We start from the raw sequence: 19,063 nt of genomic DNA on the forward strand, positions 1-19,063 counted from the left end.
GTGCGGCTCGTCCGAAGGGGACTGATGGTGCGGCTCATGCGGTGACCGTCCGTCCGGTATGCCGAACAATATCTGCGATTACGAACGTTGCCGCCGAAAAAGTAAGCGCGTGCTACGACGAGGTCAACGGTGCGGACGGGATCGGTCCCGCGCGGTGGGGCCCGTGGGCCGGACGGGCCGGTGCCCCGAGGCGAGGCGGCTCGCTTCCGCGTAGGCCCGGACGAGGGGGCGCCGGTCGTCCGCCCGCCAGGCGAGCGCCAGTCTGCTCGGCGCGATGCCGCGCACCGGACGGGTCACGACACCGCCCCGGGTGAGCAGCGGCGCGTTCCCCGCGGCGAGCAGGCAGACGCCCCGGCCGTCCACCAGGGCCTCGTACGTCTCGTCGGCGTTCGCGGCCTCGGCACCGATCCGCGGCGGGCGCCCCGCGCGGTCGTCGAGGGCGAGCCAGTACGCGCGCAGCACTCCGGCGGACTCGGGGATGGCGATGAACGGCTCGTCGAGGAGATCCGTGAAGTCGATCTCCTCGCGGTCCGCCAGGACGTGCGTGTCGGGCAGCGCGACATGGCGCGGTTCCTCGGCCACCACCACCCAGGCGTAGCGCTCCTCGTCGGGCACCGGCAGCCAGACGAACGCGACGTCCACCGAGCCGTCCGCGAGTCCGGCGCTGGAGTCCGCCCAACTCACCTGCCGCAGTTCGATCCTGGCCGCCGGGCACGCCTCGCCGAACCGGGACCTGATCGCCGGCAGCAGGCCGCCGCGCCCCGGGCTCGTGCTCATGCCGACGACCAGGGTCGCCAGTTGCTCGGCCTTGGCGCGCTCCACGGCCTCGGCCGCGCCGGCCCACTCGGCGAGAACCCGGCGCGCGTGGGGCAGCAGGGCGGTGCCCACGGGGGTCAACCGCACGCCCTGGTGGTCCCGTTCGAACAGTTCGGCGCCCAACCGCCTCTCCAGCATGCGGATCTGCTTGCTGAGGGCGGGCTGGGAGACGAAGAGGCGCTCGGCGGCGCGTGTGAAGTGCAGGTCCTCCGCGACGGCGACGAAGTAGCACAGGTCCCGCCCGTGAACGTCCATGGCCATAACCATGGGTTATCACGAAGGGTCTTGGACGGGCGACCGGGTGCGGGGCCAGGCTCGACTCATCGGAAGCGGAACAGCGGACGAAGAGACGACCAGGGAGTCGGACATGAGCAAGGTGTGGCTGGTCACGGGCGCGGGCAGCGGTTTCGGCCGGGCGTTCACCGAGGCGGCCGTCGGGCAGGGCGACGTCGTGGTGGCCACGGCCCGCAGGCCCGAGGCGCTGGCCGATCTGGTGGCGGCTCACCCCGATCAGGTCGAGGCGCTCGCCCTCGACGTGACGGACGCGGCGGGCATCGACTCCGTCGTGGCCGATGTCGTCGAGCGGCACGGGCGGATCGACGTGCTGGTCAACAACGCGGGCCGCACGCATGTCGGCGCCGCCGAGGAGACGACGGACGCGGAGCTGCGGTCCCTTTTCGAGCTGCACTTCTTCGGGCCCGCCGCACTGGTGCGGGCCGTGCTGCCGCACATGCGGGAGCGGCGCTCGGGGGCGATCGTCCAGATGAGCAGCATGGGCGGGCAGATGACGTACCCGGGTTTCTCCGCGTACTGCGCCACGAAGTTCGCGCTGGAGGGCTTCTCCGACGCGCTGGCGGGCGAGGTGGCGCCGCTCGGCATCAAGGTGCTGATCGTGGAGCCGGGCGCGTTCCGTACACACCTGATGGGCGCGGCCGGCGCGAGCGCGGAGATCGCCGACTACGCGGACACGGTCGGCCCGACCCGGCGGGCCGTGGCCGCCGGTGACGGGGACCAGCCCGGTGACCCCGCGAAGGGCGTGGCCGCGGTGCTGGCCGCTCTCGCCGACGACCGCACTCCGCTGCGGCTGCCGCTCGGCGGCGACGGGGTGGACGCCGTCCTCGGTCACCTGGACGCGCAGCGCGCGGAGATCACGGCCTGGGAGAAGGCCGCGCGGGACACGGCGTTCGAGGAGTGAGACGCCGGTGACGGTCGGGGCCACCCGCCCCGGCTACCCGCCCGCGCCGGTGATCAGGGCCTCGACCAAGGCCTCGACCAGGGCGGGCGGGTAGCCGGGGCGGGCGCGGTCGCAGAGCTCGGCGTCGTCCTCGAACGAACACGTCACGCAGCATCCCCCCTCAAGGGGGTGTCGCCGATGCCGTGGGGTGCCGTCCGGCCCGCCCCGCCTCCGTGACACCGGGCCCTGCCCGGCACACCCCGGCCGTGTCAGCCGTGCGAGCCACGGCACCCCGGTGGACGGGCCCGCCGTCTCATCCACCGGGACAGCCGCTCAGCGGGTGGACCGGCCCCGGCGCGGCAGCCCTCATCGACTAGCGTCGAGCCATGACCAGCGACTCCGCCCTCGCCGACGCGCTCTCCACCGGTCCGGTCGTGCTCGACGGAGGGATGTCCAACCAGCTCGAATCGGCCGGGCACGACCTGAGCGACGCGCTGTGGTCGGCGCGGCTGCTCGCGGAGCGGCCCGAGGCGATCGTCGAGGCGCATCTCGCCTACTACGAGGCGGGCGCGGACGTGGCGATCACGTCCAGCTACCAGGCGACGTTCGAGGGCTTCGCCCGGCGCGGCATCCCGCACGACCGGGCGGCCGAACTGCTCGGCCTGAGCGTCGGGCTGGCCCGCGAGGCCGCCGGGCGCGCGCACGCGAAGGGCGTCGCGCGGCCGCTGTGGGTCGCCGCGTCGGTGGGCCCGTACGGGGCGATGCTCGCGGACGGCTCGGAGTACCGGGGACGGTACGGGCTGAGCGTCGCGGAACTGGAGCGGTTCCACCGCCCGCGCCTGGAGGTGCTGGCCGCCGCCGCGCCCGACGCGCTGGCCCTGGAGACGGTCCCGGACACGGACGAGGCGCGGGCGCTGCTGCGGGGGGTGCGCGGGCTCGGCGTACCGGCGTGGCTGTCGTACAGCGTGGCCGGTGACCGCACGCGGGCCGGGCAGCCCCTGGAGGAGGCCTTCGCCCTGGCCGCCGAGGCCGACGAGGTCGTCGCGGTCGGGGTCAACTGCTGCGTCCCCGAGGACGTCGACGCGGCGGTCGCCACCGCCGCGCGCGTGACGGGAAAGCCGGTCGTGGTCTATCCGAACAGCGGCGAGGCCTGGGACGCCCGGGCCCGCGCCTGGACCGGCGGCTCCACGTTCACGGCCGCGCAGGTCGGCGGCTGGGAGCGGGCGGGGGCCCGGCTGATCGGCGGATGCTGCCGGGTGGGCCCGGAGGCGATCGCGGGGATCACGGCGGCTCTGCGGGCCGCGTAGTCCCCGGGCCTCCCCGGCTCCCGCCCGCCGTCGGGTCAGGTCCGGCCGGCGCCGCCGGAGCGGCGGAAGCGGCGTACGGCCGACAGCGGGGTCGCGATGCGTGCGGACGCGTCGACGGAGGGGCGTGACGTGGGCGCGTCCTCCACGGAGCCGACCGGCCGGACCGCGGGGTCGGCGGGCCCGGCCGCGGCCCTGGCCGATTCGTCCTCCCACAGGGCGAGCTCGCGGTCGCGCGGGCCCAGCACGGTGTGCGGGTCGCCCTCGCCGAAGATCCGGACCGGGTGCGAGGCGTCCCAGGCGGACCATCCCGGGTCCCCGTCGACCGCGAACCGCACCCACGCACCGTGCATGGCGTCCGCCAGCTCCCGCGGGGCGCCCTCGCCCGCGAGCTTCGCCGACGCCGGTACATCGGCGGTGTCGAAGACGAAGCCCAGTTCCAGGGCGTGACAGGCACCGAGGCCGGGAACGTTGGACGGCCAGGCGAACTCGTAGACATGGGCGGGGGCCCGGTGCTCGCCGGGGACGTCCGCGTCGAGGGACGCGGTGGGCCGGCCGCTCCGCGCGTCGGCGAGGCGGTGCAGCGGGACCCGCAGGAGATGATCGGTGATCATCTGCCCGACGAGATCGGCGGTGCCGCCCTCCGGGTGGAGGGCTCGGTAGCCGCGGGGCACCTCGTGGCCGCAGTGGCAGCGGGCCATCGCACCGGCCAGGGCGACCGGGCCGAGCCGGTCGACGCGTTCCACGAGCCCGCCCGGTACGAGCCACAGCCGGTACTCGTCACGGGTCCAGCCGAGCAGGAGGCCGACGTCCGGGGCGGCGCCCTCGACCAGGGCCTCCAGCGGGTCGCGCGGCACGAGGTCGCCGTCGACGACGATGCCGAAGGCGGGACCGCCGAGCACCGGGCTGCTGAGCCTGCCCACGTCGGCCTGGGTGCGCAGGAGCAGGTCGCGGTCGACGGCGGCGAACGCCTCCGCCGTCGCGGGGATCTTCAGCCGGGTGGCCATCCTGCGGACCATCCGGCGCACCTTGTCCCGGTCGCTCGCCTCGGGCGGCCCGCTCTGCAGGACCGCCCGGCGGAACAGGCCCTGGGCGCGCGGGCTCGCGAGCAGCGCGCCGATGCTGATGGCTCCGGCGGACTCGCCGAAGACGGTCACCCGGTCGGGGTCGCCGCCGAACCGGGCGACGGACTCCCGCACCCACTCCAGCGCGGCGAGCTGGTCGCGCAGCCCGGGGTTGGCGGGTGCGTCCGGGAACAGGCCGTAACCCTCCACGCCCAGGCGGTAGTTGACGGACACGAACACCACGCCGTCACGCGCGAAGGCGCGCCCGTCGTACACGGGCACGGCCGAGGAGCCGCGCGTCAGGGCTCCGCCGTGGATCCACACCATGACGGGGAGCCGGGCGCCGGGGTCCGGCGCCGGGGTCCACACATTCAGATTGAGGCAGTCGTCACCGGGCACGACGGGGTCGGAGAGGAGCCGGGCGAACGCTTCGGAGTACGGCGGCTTCGGCGGCGTCGGTCCGAACGCGCCGGCGTCCCGCACCCCGTCCCAGGGCTCGGGCGGCACGGGCGGGCGGAAGCGGCGGGCGCCGAAGGGCGGGGCGGCGTACGGGATGCCCCGGAAGACCGCGATCCCGTTCTCGTACCGGCCGCGCACCGCTCCGTACGGGGTGGCGACCACCGGGTCCTTCGTCTCCGCCAACGGATCCACCGCGTCCACCGCCATCCGGGACCAGCTCCTCATCGTCGCGAGTGGTAAGGATCAGAGCACCACATCACTTCCCGGTATTCCTGCGGAGGTCCCCATTCGGCCGATACGGCTGTGCGGCTACGGCTGTGCGGCGGGGGTCGACGCGACCTGGTCCGAACCGGCCGAGGGCCCCGTCGCCGCCCAGAGGACGCCGCCGAGCAGATGCCGGCGGAAGTCCGGGTCCTCGTACGCCCGCGAGGTGTGTCCGAGCGCGGTGTAGAAGACCCGGCCCGCGCCCTGTTCCCGGCACCACACCAGGGGGTGGTCGTCGCCCATTCCCCCGCCCTCGTAGGAGGTTTCGTCGGCGGAGGCGAGCACGCGTACCGAACCGCGCGGGCTGGAGCGGAAGTCGTACCACTCGTCCGTGAACTCCCAGACGGGCGGCAGGTGCCGGGTGGCGGGATGTCCGTGGTCCTCGACGAGGACGCGGCCCGGCTGGAGGTCGGGGTGCCGGTCGAAGCGGGCGCCGAGCAGTTCGCCGTAGCGGGGCCACTCATACTCGGTGCAGGCCGCGGCGTGCACCCCGACGAAGCCGCCGCCGCCCTCGACGTACGCCGCGAGCCGGTCGCGGCCCGCCGGCGTCAGCACCTCGCCGCTCGTCGAGAGGAAGAGGATCGCCGCGTAGGGGTCCAGCGGCGCCTCGAAGGCCGCGGGGTCCTCGGTGGCATCGGCCGCGAAGCCGTGCGCGTCACCGAGGGCGCGCACGGCGGCGACGGCGGCCGGAATGGAGTCGTGCCGGTAGCCGGTGGTACGGGTGTACACGAGAACGCGGAAGACCATGACGGAACCCTAGGGGCGACCGCCGCGGTGGTGTCCGTTTCGTTCAAGACCGGTCGCCCGCGGCCCGCCTACGGTGACCGTATGACTCCACGATTCGATGTGATCGGGCTGGCCGTCTCCGACATGGCCGCCTCCCTCGCCTTCTACGGCCGTCTCGGGCTCGTCTTCCCCGAAGGCGCGGAGAACGAGCCGCACGTCGAGGCAGAGCTGCCCGGCGGGCTGCGCCTCGCGCTGGACACGGAGGAGACCATCCGGTCGTTCCACGCCGGGTGGCGGCCTCCGAGCGGCGGCGGCAGGGCGTCGCTCGCCTTCCTCTGCGACAACCCCGCCGAGGTCGACTCCGTGTACGAGGAGCTCGTCGGCGCGGGTCACCACGGCGAGCTCAAGCCGTGGGACGCCTTCTGGGGCATGCGGTACGCCGTCGTGCACGACCCGGACGGCAACGGCGTCGACCTGTTCGCCCGCCTGCCCGGGGCGCAGGCTCCGGCACAGTAGTCCGGCTCGCTACCGGTGACCGACCAGTTCACCGAGCGTCGCTCCCGCCAACTCCTTCACGTCTCGCGCCAGATGGGCCTGGTCCGCGAACCCGGCGCGCAGCGCGGTCTCCGCGAAGGGCACGCCGGCACGGGCGAGGGCGAGCGCCCGCTGCAGTCGCAGGACCCGGGCCAGGGTCTTGGGTCCGTAGCCGAAGGCGGCGAGCGAGCGGCGGTGCAACTGCCGTGCGCCCAGGCCCAGTCCGTCGGCCGTCTCGCGGACCGGGCGCCCCGCGTCCAGGGCGGCCACCACCTCCCGGAGCAGCGGATCGGGGGGCTCGGCCTCGGCCGCCCGGAGCAGCGCGACCTCTTCGAGCGCTTCCACGGGGTCGGCGGCCGCGTCGATCCGCGCGGTGAGGCGGCGCACCTCGGAGGCGGGCCACAGGTCGGTCAACTCCACACGCCGGTCCCGGAGTTCGCTCGCGGGCACACCCAAGTAGGCGGGTGCCGTGCCGGGGAAGAAGCGGACTCCGGCCCAGCCGCCGGGCACTGCGTCCGGAATGTAGGGCCGTGTGTCGGGACCGGCGACGAGCAACCGCCCCTCGGTCCACAGCAGATCCATGCAGCCGTCGGGAAGCACGGCACTCCGGGCGGTCCCGGACCCGTCCTCGGTCCCGGCTCCGCGCCCGTCCCCATGCCCGGCTCCGCGCCCGTCCCCGTGCTCGGCTCCGGAGGCGAGCGCGGACATCGCTGCCGCCACCCGCGGGGACGCCGTCTCCGTCCGGAGCGCGGGTGCCGCCGCGGTCCCGCCGCTCGGTGCGGTACCGGCCAGGACGCGGGTCCAGACCACCGCGCCCGGCAACCGGGACGCCCGTTCCGCGTACATGTACGCCAGGCTACGCCGGGCGGGCCCGGTGCTCCTGCGGGCTGACGCCGTAGACCCGCTTGAAGGCGCTGGACAGCGCGAAGGCGCTGCCGTAGCCGACGTGGCGGGCGATCGTCTCCAGGGTGTCGTCGCTCTCGCGGAGCCGGTCGGCGGCGAGGGCGAGGCGCCATCCGGTCAGATACGTCATCGGGGGTTCCCCGACGAGTTCGCCGAAGCGCCTGGCCAGGGCGGCGCGCGACACCCCGGCCTTGGCGGCGAGACCGGCGACCGTCCAGGGGTGGGCCGGGTCGTCCTGGAGGAGCCGGAGCACGCGGCCCACGACCGGGTCCGCCAGCGCCTGGTACCAGGCGGGCGCCGCGGCCTCGGGGCGGGAGAACCAGGCCCGCAGGGCGGTGATCATCAACAGGTCGAGGAGCCGGTCGAGGACGACCTCCTGGCCGGGCTCGTCGCGCACCATCTCCTCGGCGAGGATCGGTGTCAGCGGGCACTCCCACACGTCGGAGGGGAGCGCGAGCAGCGGCGGCAGGGCGTCGAGCAGCCGGCCGTTGACCTCGCCCCGCATCATGTACGTCCCGATCAGCAGCACCGTGGAGCCGTCGAGCGTGTCGCCCCAGCTGCGGACTCCGAGGTCCCAGTGGCCCTTGAGCGAGCGCCCGTCCGGGTAGGTGCACTCGCCGCCCGGCAGGATCACGGCCTGCGGCGGGGTGCCGGGGTCGTCGGCGCAGAGGTACGCGTCCGGGCCGCGCGCGATGGCGACGTCACCGGCCCGCAGCCGCAGCCGCTCGCCCCGGTCCGGTACCACCCAGGCGTCGCCGCTGACCACCAGCATGATCGTCAGGGGGGCGCGGTCCTCGATGCGTACGCACCACGGCGGGTCGAAACACGCGCGGATCATGAAGGCGCCACGCGCGCGTGGACCCTCCAGCAGGCCTGCGAGGGGGTCCCCCCGCGTGAGCGTGTTCGAGCGTGGCGGAGCGTCCATGACGCCAGCGTAGACGGCGGTCCGAACGGCCGTGGACGTCCGCTTATGGGAATGAGCCGTTCACCGATGGTTCCTTGCCGGGGGCGGCAGTTGACTGGGCGCATGACAGACAACACGCGGAACATGACGGTGCTGGTGACAGGGGCCACGGGGCGGACCGGGAGCCGGGTCGCACAGGCGGCGCGGGCAGCGGGTCTGACGGTCCGGGCGGGATCGCGCGGCGAGGGCTTCGACTGGGAGGACGCCTCGACGTGGGCCGGGGCGCTGCGCGGCGCCGACGCGGCGTACCTGGTGTATCCCACGGACGTCGGCTCGCCGGCCGCCACGGAGGCGGTCGGGGCCCTGGCCCGGGAGGCGGTGGGGCTCGGCGTACGGCGGCTGGTGCTGCTGTCGTCGCGGGGCGAGGACCGGGCCCGGCCGACCGAGGAGGCGCTCAGGACGTCCGGCGCGGACTGGACGATCGTACGGGCCGCGTGGTTCGCGCAGAACTTCAGCGAGGGCCCGCTGGTCGAGGGGCTGCGCCATGGGGAGCTGGTCTTCCCGGCCGGTGAGGTGCGGGAGCCGTTCATCGACGTCCGGGACATCGCGGACGTCGTGGTGGCCGCGCTGACCGGGGGCGACCGGTACTCCGGTCGGGAGCTCGCGATCACGGGACCCCGGCTGCTGACCTTCCGGGAGGCGGTCGCGGAGATCTCGCGGGCCACGGGCGAGGAGCTGGCGTACACCCCGGTGACGGCGCGGCAGTACGGGGACACGCTGGCCGGATTCGGGGTGCCGGCCGAGGAGGTCGAGTTCCTCGTCGACCTCTTCGAGAGCCTCCTCGACGGCCGCAACTCCCACCTCTCGGACGGCGTCGGGGAGATCCTCGGCCGGGCGCCGCGGGACTTCACGGACTTCGCGCGGGAGGCCGCGGCGGCCGGGGTGTGGAAGGGCTGACGAGGGGCGGCCCCGGACTCAGTCCCGGGGAGGGCGCTCCTCGCCGTTCTTCGGGGCGCGGTGGGTGTGGTGGGTGTTCTTGGCGTGCGTGCGCAGGCGGGACGTCACGTCCTCCGGGGGCAGGAAGCGCGACCAGCGTTCCGGGAATTCGGAGGGCATGTCGGGGTCGTCGGGGTCGGCGTCGTAGGAGCGGTGCGCGGCGGCGCGGGCCACGAACTCGGCGGCCTGGGCCTCGCGCAGCCGCTCGTTGGCGGCACGGGCGGCGGCGGTGGCGGCGGCGGGCCAGACCCGGTCGATGGCGGCGTTGACGGCCGCGCCGACCAGGACGGCGAAGGCGGAGACACCGATCCACAGCAGGACGGCGACGGGTGCGGCGAGCGAGCCGTAGATGGTGGGGCCCTCGACGGTGTTGGTCAGGTAGATGCGGAGCAGGAAGCTGCCGAGCACCCACATGGCGAGGGCGACCAGGGCGCCCGGCACGTCCTCGACCCAGGGGGACCGGACGGGGACGGACACGTGGTAGAGGGTCGTCAGGAAGACGACCGACAGCACGATGACGACCGGCCAGTACAGGACCTGGACGACGGTCGTCGACCACGGCACGATGTTCACCACGGCGTCCGGGCCCGCCACCATCAGCGGCAGCGCGACCGAGCCGATCAGCAGCGCCACGATGAACAGCAGGAACGACATCACCCGGGTCTTCACGATGCCCCGGGTGCCGTCGAGGCCGTACATCACGGTGATGGTGTCGATGAAGACGTTCACCGCGCGCGAGCCCGACCACAGGGCGAACAGGAAACCGAGGGAGATGATGTCGGGCCGGCCGCCCTTCATCACGTCGTGCAGGATCGGCTCGGCGATCTGGTGCACGCCCTTCTGGGTCAGCACCGTGCGGGACGCCTCCAGGATGTTGGACTCCAGGCTGGCGATGGTGTCGGCGCCGGTCCAGTCGTCCACGTATCCGAGGAGCCCGATCATGCTCAGCAGCAGCGGCGGCACGGACAGGAGCGTGAAGAAGGCGGCCTCTGCCGCCAGTCCCAGGATCCGGTACTCCATGCACGAGTTGACGGTGTCCTTGATCAGCAGCCAGGCGGTCCTGCGCTTGGAAACGTTCCGGTAGAGCGCGCGAGCGCGGTGGAAGCGGCCCGAGCGAGGCCGTTCAGGTGTTTCTTTTGCCTGGTGCACGTCCTTACGGTAGCGGTATGGCAGCCAGCACCCACACCGTGACCAACCAGGTCCCGCCCCTGGTCGGATATGACGTATTCGCCGCCGACCGGGCCCTCGTCGAGGCGGTCGACCGACATCTCGATCCGGAACTTCTCGACGAGGCGCGCGAGGAGCTCTCGGCGCTCGGCAGGACTTCCGGTTCCGCCCAGGTGCAGGAGTGGGGTGCGCTGGCCAACGAGAATCCGCCCAAGCTGCGCACCCACGACCGCTACGGCAACCGGATCGACGAGGTCGACTTCCACCCGTCCTGGCACCGCCTCCTGGGCAAGGGCGTGTCGGCGGGACTGACCTCGGCCTGGAGCCGCCCCGGCGGACACCTCCGGCGCGCCGCGGGCTTCGTGATCTGGACCCAGGCCGAGGCGGGCAACGGCTGCCCGCTGTCGATGACCCACGCGGCGGTGCCCGCGCTGCGCACCGACCCGGCGCTCGCCGCCGAGTGGGAGCCGCGGCTGACGTCCACGATCTACGACCAGGAGCTGCGGCCCGCCGCTCAGAAGGCCGGCGTGCTCTTCGGTATGGGCATGACCGAGAAGCAGGGCGGCAGCGACGTACGCGCCAACACGACCGAGGCCCGGCCGCTCGCCGAGGACGGTACGTACGCGCTGACCGGGCACAAGTGGTTCTGCTCGGCGCCGATGTCGGACGGTTTCCTCGTGCTGGCGCAGGCCCCGGGCGGACTGACCTGCTTCCTGGTCCCGCGCGTCCTGGAGGACGGCACCCGTAACGTCTTCCGTATCCAGCGCCTCAAGGACAAGCTCGGCAACCGGTCCAACGCGTCGAGCGAGGTCGAGTTCGACGGGACCTGGGCGCGCCGGGTGGGCGACGAGGGGCGCGGGGTGCGGACCATCATCGAGATGGTCGCGGCGACCCGGCTGGACTGTGTGCTCGGTTCGGCCTCGCTGATGCGCCAGGCGGTCGCGCAGGCGATCCACCACTCCACCTACCGCGAGGCGTTCGGCGGCCGGCTTCTCGACAAGCCGCTGATGCGCAACGTCCTCGCCGATCTGGCGCTGGAGTCGGAGGCGGCGACCACGCTGGCGATGCGGCTGGCCGCGGCCTACGACGACGGGAGCGAGCAGGAGCGGGCGTTCCTGCGGCTCGCGGTGCCGGCCGCCAAGTACTGGGTGACCAAGCGGTGTACGCCGGTCGCGGTGGAGGCGCTGGAGTGTCTGGGCGGCAACGGCTACGTCGAGGAGTCGGGCATGCCGCGGCTGCTGCGGGAGTCGCCGCTCAACTCCATCTGGGAGGGCGCGGGCAATGTGCAGGCGCTGGACGTCCTGCGCGCGCTGCAGCGGGAGCCGGGGGCCCTGGACGCGTATCTGCGGGAGGTGGGCCAGGCCCGCGGCGCCGACCACCGGCTGGACGGGGCCATCAAGAACCTGCTGGCCGAACTCGCCGACCTGGACGGCATCGAGGCCCGTGCCCGCCGTCTGGTCGAACGGATCGCGCTGGTGCTCCAGGGTTCGCTGCTCGTCCGGTACGCGCCCCCGGAGGTCGCCGACGCGTTCTGCGCCTCGCGCCTGGGCGGTGACTGGGGCGCGGCGTTCGGCACGCTGCCGCACAGTCTGGATCTGGCCACGGTCGTGGAGCGGGCCCGGCCGGTGTCCTGAGGAAGGCGCTGAAGCGGGGGTGGTGCTGCGCCGACACGGCACCACCCCCGCCTCCGGCCCCGTGCAGGAGCTCGGACGCCGCACGGGCGGCGTCGCTGTCAGTTTCAAGGAACCTTGTGACCGTTGGCGAGAGTTGCAGACCGTTGCATTCCTTTGTGCACCTTGCGCGAAGGCCCGGCGAACCCGGCCGAGAGCAGGCACGATGTGGGACGACGGCGGCGTCGCGGCTCGTACGCGGTCCTGGTTTCGGGAGTGCCCTGTGAAGACGACATCGTTCAACCCCGCCCGTTTCGCACCGCTGGACGCGCCCGAAACAGCCGGGCACCTCCAGGAGACCTGGGCCGCGTCGGTCAAGGGGGAACGCGGCCCGATCGCTCCGCGTCCGGTGATCGGCCGGTCATGGCAGAGAGTGAAGCGATTCGGTGTCGATCCCGAACAGGGAACGGACAGTGTGCTGTTGCAGACGGCCGAACTCGAACACCGGCGGACCTCCACGGCGCTCGCCGATGTGATGCCGACCCTCCGCGGCGGACTCGGAGCGGTCGCCGATGCCTCCCTGCAGATCATGGTGGTCACCGACCCCGAGGGCCGGGTGCTGTGGCGCGAGGGCAACCCGGGCGTGCTGCGCCGGGCCGACACCATCTGTCTGGAGGAAGGCGCCGCCTGGAGCGAGGACACCACCGGCACCAACGCCATCGGCACGGCCCTGACCGCGGGCACCCCCGTCCAGGTGCACTCCGCCGAGCACTTCGTGCGCACCCTGCACGACTGGACGTGCGCCGCCGCGCCCGTGCACGACCCGCGCGACGGGCGGCTGCTCGGGATCATCGACGTGAGCGGCCCGGACAGCACCTTTCATCCGGCCACGCTCGCCCTGGTCGACTCGGTGTCCAGACTGGCCGAAAGCGAACTGCGCGACAGACATCTGACAGCCATCGAACGGCTGCGCGCCGTGGCCGCTCCCCTGCTGTGCCGGCTGGACGGCCCGGCGCTCGTCGTGGACACCCACGGCTGGCTCGCCGCCGTCACCGGAATGCCGCCCGTCGACCGGGTCCCGCTGCCCGACCCCTTCGGCGCGGGCCCGGCCTGGCTGCCCTCCCTCGGGATGTGCGTCGCCGAACCGATGCCGGGCGGCTGGCTGCTGCGTGTCACCCCCGCCGACGACGACGGGAGCGCCGGCCGAGTGGTCCTCGACCTCGGCGACCCACGGCGGCCGCACGTCACCGTCTCGGGCATGGCGGGCAGTTGGGCCCAGGACCTGAGCCCGCGCCACGCGGAACTGCTCTACGTCCTCGCCGTGCACCGGCAGGGGCGCAGCGCGGCCCAGCTCGCGGTCGAGCTCTTCGGCGATCCGACCCGCACGGTCACGGTCCGCGCCGAACTCTCCCGCGTGCGCCGCCGGCTCATCGGGCTCCTCGACCACCGCCCGTACCGCTTCCGCGAGGAGGTCGAGGTCGACGTGCTGCTGCCGGACGACCCCCGGGACCTGCTGCCGCACTCGACGGCACCGGCGGTGCTCGGAGCGCGGGGGGCGGGCGAGCCGGCGCCGTCCTGAGCGCGGGGAGGGGTGGGGGAGGGGTGAAGGAGCGTATTTCGTGAGCGTCTTCCGCCGTCTTTGTCCTGGCCGGGGGGTCTCTGCCGTAGCATCCCCTCACAGGCCACCCCACCCGTCTCTCCGTCAACGCCCTCGGCGGGGGAGGCAGTTGGCCTATTCGGGAGGACGCATGAAGCAGCGCGGCAGGCACCGTCGTCGCAGAAGGGGACAGGCGCTGCGCGCCACCCTGGCCGGAACCGCGCTCGCGCTCACCGCGGCCGCCACCCTGATCAGCACCTCGCAGGCCACCGGCAGCAACAGTCCGGGCGGACTCACCGAGCTCCGCTCCAGCTCCGCGGCACAGCAGCTGCGCCTCCACGAGAACCTCACCTCCCGGGACACGCTCGACACGCTCAGCGGGAACATGGGCGGCAATGTGGGCGTCGACGGAGTCCTCGACGACACCGACCACGCGATGCGGAACACCGCCGACTGCACCACCGGTGAGCGGGCCGCGCTGCCCGTCGAGCCCACCGCCACCCGCGCGTACTGCTGGGACGACGCCGACGCGCGGACCGGGCAGTGGCAGCCGCGTTCCGTGACCACGTCCGGTGACGCCGACGGCAGCGGCCGGTGGGGCACCCGCCCGGTGATCCTGGCCGGGTGGACGCACCGCGACGGGCAGGCGGCCGCGCCGACCCGCGACGAGGGCCTGGCCAGGATCGCCTTCGTCGACGCGACCGACCCGGACGCCCTCACCTATCGCTGGGTCCTGCTGGTCGCCCCGCGCTCCGGTGGCGAGGACTTCACGGCGGTCCACTCGGGCCTCGGCGGCATGGCCTGGTACCAGGACAAGCTGATCGTCACGGCGGAGCACGGCGAGGGCCTTCTCGTCTTCGACCTGCACCGGCTGCTGCGGGCCGACGTGGACAGCGGCGCCGTGGGCCGGGTGGGCGACGGCTACTCCGCCGCCGGCCACCGGTACGTGCTCCCCGCCATCGGCTCGTACGACCAGGAGGGCGGCGCCTGTACGCGCGGCCGGGACCGCGCGGTCCCCTGCTTCGGCTCGCTCTCCCTGGACCGCACGACCGCCCCGGACAGCCTCGTCGCGACGGAGGCCGCGGGCAGCCGTTCGGAGCGCACCCGTGTCTGGCGGTACGCGTTCAGCACCGCCGCGTACCGCACGGGACTGCTCGCGGACGCCCAGGGCCACGTGGACGCGGTGGAGGCCTACTCGTCCAAGGGCACCGGAGTGTCCGGGGTCCTCTCCCACCGGGCCGCCGGCACGCACGAGACCCGGTGGTACGCCGTGCGGCCGTCCGACAGCCGCGCCCGGCACGGCTCCCTGTGGCGGCAGACCGGACACGGCGCCGAGGCGGCCACGTGCACCGCGGACCAGTCGCACGCCTGCTGGGGCCTGGGCACCGGATCGCTCTCCTACTGGCAGCGGACCGGCGAACTGTGGACACTCACCGACACCACGGCCCAGCGGGTGCTCTACGCGGTGCCGCTGTCGTCGGTCGACGGCTCGCTCGAGTAGCCGCCCGCCTTCCGGACCCCTTTTGGAGGGGCACGGGCCCCCATGGTTCCCTGGCGCTCATGAGCAACGTCATTGTGACCACCTGGTCCCTTGAGCAGACGGCCCCGACCGACCTGCTCCCCGCGGGCGCGCCCGGCGGGGACCTGCGGATCGTCCGCGCCGAGGTCCCCTCGCCCGAGTTCAGCCGCTTCCTGTACGCGTCGGTCGGCGGGGACATCCGCTGGACGGACCGGCTCGCGTGGACGTACGCGCAGTGGCAGGAGGCGCTCGACAGGCCGGGCGTGGAGACCTGGGTCGCCTACGACCGGGGGACGCCCGCGGGCTACGTCGAACTCGACCCTCAGGACGACGGGGCCGTCGAGGTCGTCTACTTCGGCCTCATCCCCGCGTTCCGCGGGCGCCGCATCGGCGGCCACCTCCTCTCGTACGGCGTCGCGCGCGCCTGGGACCTGGCCGGACGCTGGCCCGGGCGGGCCGAGACGAAGCGCGTCTGGCTGCACACGTGCAGCAAGGACGGGGAGCACGCGATGGACAACTATCTGCGCCGCGGCTTCACGCTCTTCGACACCAAGGTCGAGGAGGAGCCGGAGGTGACCACACCGGGGCCGTGGCCGGGGGCGGGGCACTCCTGAGCGGGTCACTCCTGTACGAGGGGCAGCACCATGGAGGGCAGTCCCTCGTCGAGGAATTCCTCCAGTGCCCGAGGCGTCGCGAGAGGCGCCAGGAGGCCGACGATGCCCGCGAAGATCGCCAGGCCCATGGCGCCCGACGCCCAGGTACCCCACCACTCGACCACTGCGACGCATCCGGCGAGCGGCACCACGCAGACCATCCAGGTCCAGATGTCGCCCCGGACGGCCTGATCCCGGTCCACGACGTCCGGCGCATTCCTGCGAGGAGCCCGGACAAGGGTGAAGTAGATCAGTCCGCCCGCGTTGAGGGCCAGGAAGACGATGCCCAGCCGGCCCTGCACACCCCAGGAAGAGCCGCCCAGGAGAACCGCGCCGACTCTGGCGCAGGGGGCGACGGCCAGCAGCGCGTACAGCAGCAGGGCCGTAGAGAACCTGCCGACGAAATAGGAGTTACCCAGGCGTGTGGTGCCTTCCCTCCAACTCTCCGTGCGCGCGATGCCGGTGTGGGTGAGCACCCGCACCGCGCGTAGGCATACCTCCGGCCGGAGCCACTCCAGCAGCTTCACGCGCGCTGAGGACAGGCCGGCCGCCGCCACCAGGCGGCGGCCCAGCTCGGCACGGACATCGGCCGAAGCGCGTCCACTCACGCCCGGGCCGTCGGCGAGAGCCAGTTGCATCCCCAGCTCAGTCAGTCCGTGCCGACCCGAGCCAAGCAGACGCGCCGCTCCTCCGGGGTCACCGAGAAAGGCGTCGAGGTCACCAAGGAGGGCCTGATCGACAGGCCTGTCCGTCAGGCTCAGCTCCCTCGGTCCGGCACCGCCGTAGTCCACCAGCGCGAGCGGCACGACGAGACGGGGGTCGGGCTCCACACCGGGAGGCGGGGCCGTACCGGACTCGGCGGCCTCGCGAAGGAGCATGGCCAGGGTGGCGGTGATTCCCCACAGCCGCAGCCAGTCGCCCTTGATCCAGTAGGGCGACCACACCCAGGTGAAATCCCACCAGGAAAGCTGGCGCCAGGCGCGAGACCGCCGGGTTCGCTCCCGGAAACAGTCACCCATGGCCACGGCCGTCTCACGGTCCTTCAGGAGGTCTGCCAGGTGGAAAGCGGCGCACCACGCGGTTTCCCGTTCCTCCGAGCCGAGCAGCTCGCACAGCGAGTCGATCGCCCTGGGCGTGCGGACGGTCCACAGCAGCTCCCCGACCAGCGCATCGGGCAGATCCAGCTCCGCATCGAGCAGCGCCGCCACCGCGACATCGCCCATCGACGCCAACGCCGCCTTCGCGCCGGGCAGTCGGGTGAGCTCGGACGCAAGGAACCGTGCAGCCCCCGGCAGATGCGTCGCCGCGAGTGCCCGGACCGCCGCCCGCGCCCGCTCGGGGTCCCCGAAGTCCTCGGCCGTCTCCAGCAGCAGCGTGAACACGGCTCGCCCGCGCAGGCGCCGGTCCGCGGCGACGAGCCCGAACGCGGCCACGACACCGTCCTGCCCCCGCCTCTCTCCGCTCGCCCCTCCCTCCCCGAGGCGGTCGTGGAACATCGTCACGATCTCGTCCGCGAGCCCGTCCTCCACCACCTGTGCGTCGGCCAGGCATTGGAAGGCGAGCAGCGGATCGGTGCGCAAGATCTCGCCTACCAGTCCGGAGCAGTCGTGGGAGACGACGCCGCACCACAGCCGGAGCGTCTCGCGCCATACCTCAGGATTCTGGTGGTAGTGCTCCAGGAGTGCGGCGGGTTCGTCGGCGAGGGCCGTGGCCGCCAAGTACTCCTGCAGCGTGAGGTGGGCGAACTGGAAGCGTTCGCCGTTGTCGGCGGACAGAAGCAGGCCGCTGCGGTCGACGATCTCGTCGAGCATGTCCTCGCCGCCGTCGGCCGGGTGTCCGTACCGCTCCAGGGTCTCGCGCATCACCGGCGCCACCTTGTCGTACGGCATCGCGAGCCGGTCGTACGCGTCCGGTGAGACGGCCTGGGCGGCGAGCGCGAGCCGCTGAAGCGCCGCCCGCTTCACGGGCTGGGCGAAGCGCGCGTCGCGTTGCCGGTCGCGCAGCAAGCTGACGGTGACCTGCTCGTAGAAATCGGCGCGGTTGTGCGGAAGGACCTGGCCGGTCCCCGCGTACTCGTGGCTGTAGAGGGTCGCGATCATCGTGAGCAGCAGCGGATTGCGGGCCAAGGTCATCAGCTGCGGGGTGTCGCGCAGAGCGCCGAGGAGCTGTTCCACCATGTCCGTCTCCAGCCTCGGGGGCCAGGGCCAGCCCCGCAGGAAGCGGGCGACGAGACGGTCGTCGAACTCCTCGACGCGCAGGGTCCGGTCTGCCTCCTCGTTGAACTCGCCCCGGTACACGGCGACCCGGCAGGTGACCACGGCACGGCAGCGGCCGTACCCGGTCATGAACTTCCTGATCGCCGCGGCCACCTGGGCGCGCTGCCCGGTCGGAACCTCGTCGAGTCCGTCGAAGTAGAGGGCGAGGCGACCCTCGTCGAGGGCCCGCGCAACCCACTTGTCCGCGTTCGGGAAGCCGTGATCGGCGAAGTGCCCGACGATGTGCCGGACGAGATCGCCCTGGGTCAGGTCCACCGAGTGCAGGGAGAGCAGGACGGGGACATCGGTCGCTGAGCCGAGGTCGACGCGGTGTCTTCGACGCGGGTCGTACCAGGTGCGCTCGGGCGGCAGGTCGGGCCGATAGCGATCGCCGGCCCAGGCCAGCACCGTGTGACGCAGCAGCATCGTCTTCCCCGCACCGGGGACCCCCAGCACGACGGCCCGGCGCGCCTCGCCCAGCGTCGCCGTGGCCTCTCCCCGCTCCGCGACGGCGCCGAAGCCGAACGCGGTACGCAGCGGGACATAGACGGAGGCCATGTCCATGACGCTGGACTCTTCCGGGCGGAAGGAGACGGAGAAGCGGTGGTGGCGTTCGTACATCCGGACCGTGTACCGGCGCAGCGCGGTGCGGGCGAGAAGCGCGCTGCCCGCGAGCCGGTTGTAGAGCGCGGTGGCGACCAGGTCGGCGAGGCGCTTGAACCAATCCTTGAGCTTCAGGACGAGCACGCCGAGGACGAAGGCGATCATGGCCAGGAACAAGTCGTGCGCCCGGTCCCCCATCGGCTCCCCCTCCGGCCACCGCGCCGTACCGGAAGGGCAGAATACGAGGGGCCGTCCGCATCTGTCCCCCGACCGACAGAAGTGCCTGCGCGGACTCCCGGGCAGGCAGCAGTGACAGACGCCACATCATCCCAATATTTGGGACATTCACGTCCGCATAATGGACGGTGGTGGACTGCCCCGAGATCCCCGTGACACGCTTCCGTCATGTCTGGAACTGGAATTGCCTTGGTGAGTCGGCGGCACGTCGACCTCGGCCGCATGTCCAGCGCCATCTGTCCGGCGAGCTGACCAGCCCAGCAGCGCCGACTCTCCCC

At 73.1% G+C, this 19,063-nt stretch carries 16 protein-coding genes; 9 read left to right on the plus strand and 7 right to left on the minus strand.

Features of this window, described 5'->3' with window-relative positions:
* Positions 1–123: 123 nt before the first annotated feature.
* Positions 124–1,077, minus strand: coding sequence for a LysR family transcriptional regulator (locus tag OOK38_RS03010; RefSeq protein WP_266763634.1), 954 nt, complete (start codon positions 1,075–1,077; stop codon positions 124–126).
* Positions 1,078–1,183: 106 nt separating this feature from the next.
* On the opposite strand from OOK38_RS03010, the gene OOK38_RS03015 reads away from it, so the two are divergent.
* Both OOK38_RS03015 and mmuM read left to right on the plus strand, forming a co-directional pair.
* The gene (locus tag OOK38_RS03015; RefSeq protein ID WP_266763633.1) at positions 1,184–2,011 is read left to right on the plus strand and encodes an oxidoreductase; all 828 of its coding nucleotides are present in this window, start codon (positions 1,184–1,186) and stop codon (positions 2,009–2,011) included.
* A gap of 365 nt (positions 2,012–2,376) precedes the next feature.
* A complete protein-coding gene (gene mmuM / locus OOK38_RS03020; protein ID WP_266763632.1) occupies positions 2,377–3,297 on the plus strand; it encodes a homocysteine S-methyltransferase in 921 nt (306 codons plus the stop codon).
* 35 nt (positions 3,298–3,332) lie between these two features.
* On the opposite strand, the gene OOK38_RS03025 is transcribed toward mmuM, so the two are convergent.
* Entirely contained in the window at positions 3,333–5,024 is a 1,692-nt protein-coding gene (locus tag OOK38_RS03025; RefSeq protein ID WP_266765906.1) for a carboxylesterase/lipase family protein, read from the minus strand.
* A 102-nt stretch (positions 5,025–5,126) separates the two neighbouring features.
* A complete protein-coding gene (locus tag OOK38_RS03030) occupies positions 5,127–5,828 on the minus strand; it encodes a ThuA domain-containing protein (protein ID WP_266763631.1) in 702 nt (233 codons plus the stop codon).
* A gap of 81 nt (positions 5,829–5,909) precedes the next feature.
* Between OOK38_RS03030 and OOK38_RS03035 the strand changes: the two genes are divergently transcribed.
* Positions 5,910–6,323: a VOC family protein gene (locus OOK38_RS03035; RefSeq protein ID WP_266763630.1), complete on the plus strand. Its 414-nt coding sequence runs from the start codon at positions 5,910–5,912 to the stop codon at positions 6,321–6,323.
* Between the two features lie 9 nt (positions 6,324–6,332).
* On the opposite strand, the gene OOK38_RS03040 is transcribed toward OOK38_RS03035, so the two are convergent.
* On the minus strand, positions 6,333–7,187 hold the full coding sequence (locus OOK38_RS03040; RefSeq protein WP_266763629.1) for a helix-turn-helix domain-containing protein: 855 nt from the start codon (positions 7,185–7,187) through the stop codon (positions 6,333–6,335).
* A 10-nt stretch (positions 7,188–7,197) separates the two neighbouring features.
* On the minus strand, positions 7,198–8,169 hold the full coding sequence (locus OOK38_RS03045) for an AraC family transcriptional regulator (RefSeq protein WP_266763628.1): 972 nt from the start codon (positions 8,167–8,169) through the stop codon (positions 7,198–7,200).
* A 102-nt stretch (positions 8,170–8,271) separates the two neighbouring features.
* Between OOK38_RS03045 and OOK38_RS03050 the strand changes: the two genes are divergently transcribed.
* Positions 8,272–9,105, plus strand: a complete 834-nt coding sequence (locus tag OOK38_RS03050; RefSeq protein WP_266763627.1) for an NAD(P)H-binding protein — start codon at positions 8,272–8,274, stop codon at positions 9,103–9,105.
* An 18-nt stretch (positions 9,106–9,123) separates the two neighbouring features.
* Here OOK38_RS03050 and OOK38_RS03055 read toward each other — a convergent pair whose 3' ends face one another.
* Entirely contained in the window at positions 9,124–10,293 is a 1,170-nt protein-coding gene (locus OOK38_RS03055; RefSeq protein ID WP_266763626.1) for a YihY/virulence factor BrkB family protein, read from the minus strand.
* A gap of 17 nt (positions 10,294–10,310) precedes the next feature.
* Here OOK38_RS03055 and OOK38_RS03060 point away from each other — a divergent pair, with 17 nt between their 5' ends.
* The 4 genes from OOK38_RS03060 (at position 10,311) to OOK38_RS03075 (ending at position 15,651) form a co-directional block, all read left to right on the plus strand.
* On the plus strand, positions 10,311–11,945 hold the full coding sequence (locus tag OOK38_RS03060) for an acyl-CoA dehydrogenase family protein (protein WP_266763625.1): 1,635 nt from the start codon (positions 10,311–10,313) through the stop codon (positions 11,943–11,945).
* Between the two features lie 298 nt (positions 11,946–12,243).
* Complete coding sequence (locus OOK38_RS03065; protein WP_266765905.1) at positions 12,244–13,500, plus strand: GAF domain-containing protein; 1,257 nt, start codon at positions 12,244–12,246, stop codon at positions 13,498–13,500.
* 169 nt (positions 13,501–13,669) lie between these two features.
* On the plus strand, positions 13,670–15,019 hold the full coding sequence (locus OOK38_RS03070; protein WP_266763624.1) for a hypothetical protein: 1,350 nt from the start codon (positions 13,670–13,672) through the stop codon (positions 15,017–15,019).
* Positions 15,020–15,078: 59 nt separating this feature from the next.
* The gene (locus tag OOK38_RS03075; RefSeq protein ID WP_266763623.1) at positions 15,079–15,651 is read left to right on the plus strand and encodes a GNAT family N-acetyltransferase; all 573 of its coding nucleotides are present in this window, start codon (positions 15,079–15,081) and stop codon (positions 15,649–15,651) included.
* Positions 15,652–15,656: 5 nt separating this feature from the next.
* Here OOK38_RS03075 and OOK38_RS03080 read toward each other — a convergent pair whose 3' ends face one another.
* Positions 15,657–18,746: an NACHT domain-containing NTPase gene (locus tag OOK38_RS03080; protein WP_266763622.1), complete on the minus strand. Its 3,090-nt coding sequence runs from the start codon at positions 18,744–18,746 to the stop codon at positions 15,657–15,659.
* Between the two features lie 207 nt (positions 18,747–18,953).
* Here OOK38_RS03080 and OOK38_RS34485 point away from each other — a divergent pair, with 207 nt between their 5' ends.
* Positions 18,954–19,037 carry a putative leader peptide gene (locus tag OOK38_RS34485; protein WP_309486338.1) on the plus strand — a complete coding sequence of 28 codons (84 nt, stop codon included), beginning with the start codon at positions 18,954–18,956 and terminating at the stop codon, positions 19,035–19,037.
* Positions 19,038–19,063 lie beyond the last annotated feature (26 nt).

The organism is Streptomyces sp. NBC_00568, assembly GCF_026341855.1.
Lineage (GTDB): Bacteria > Actinomycetota > Actinomycetes > Streptomycetales > Streptomycetaceae > Streptomyces.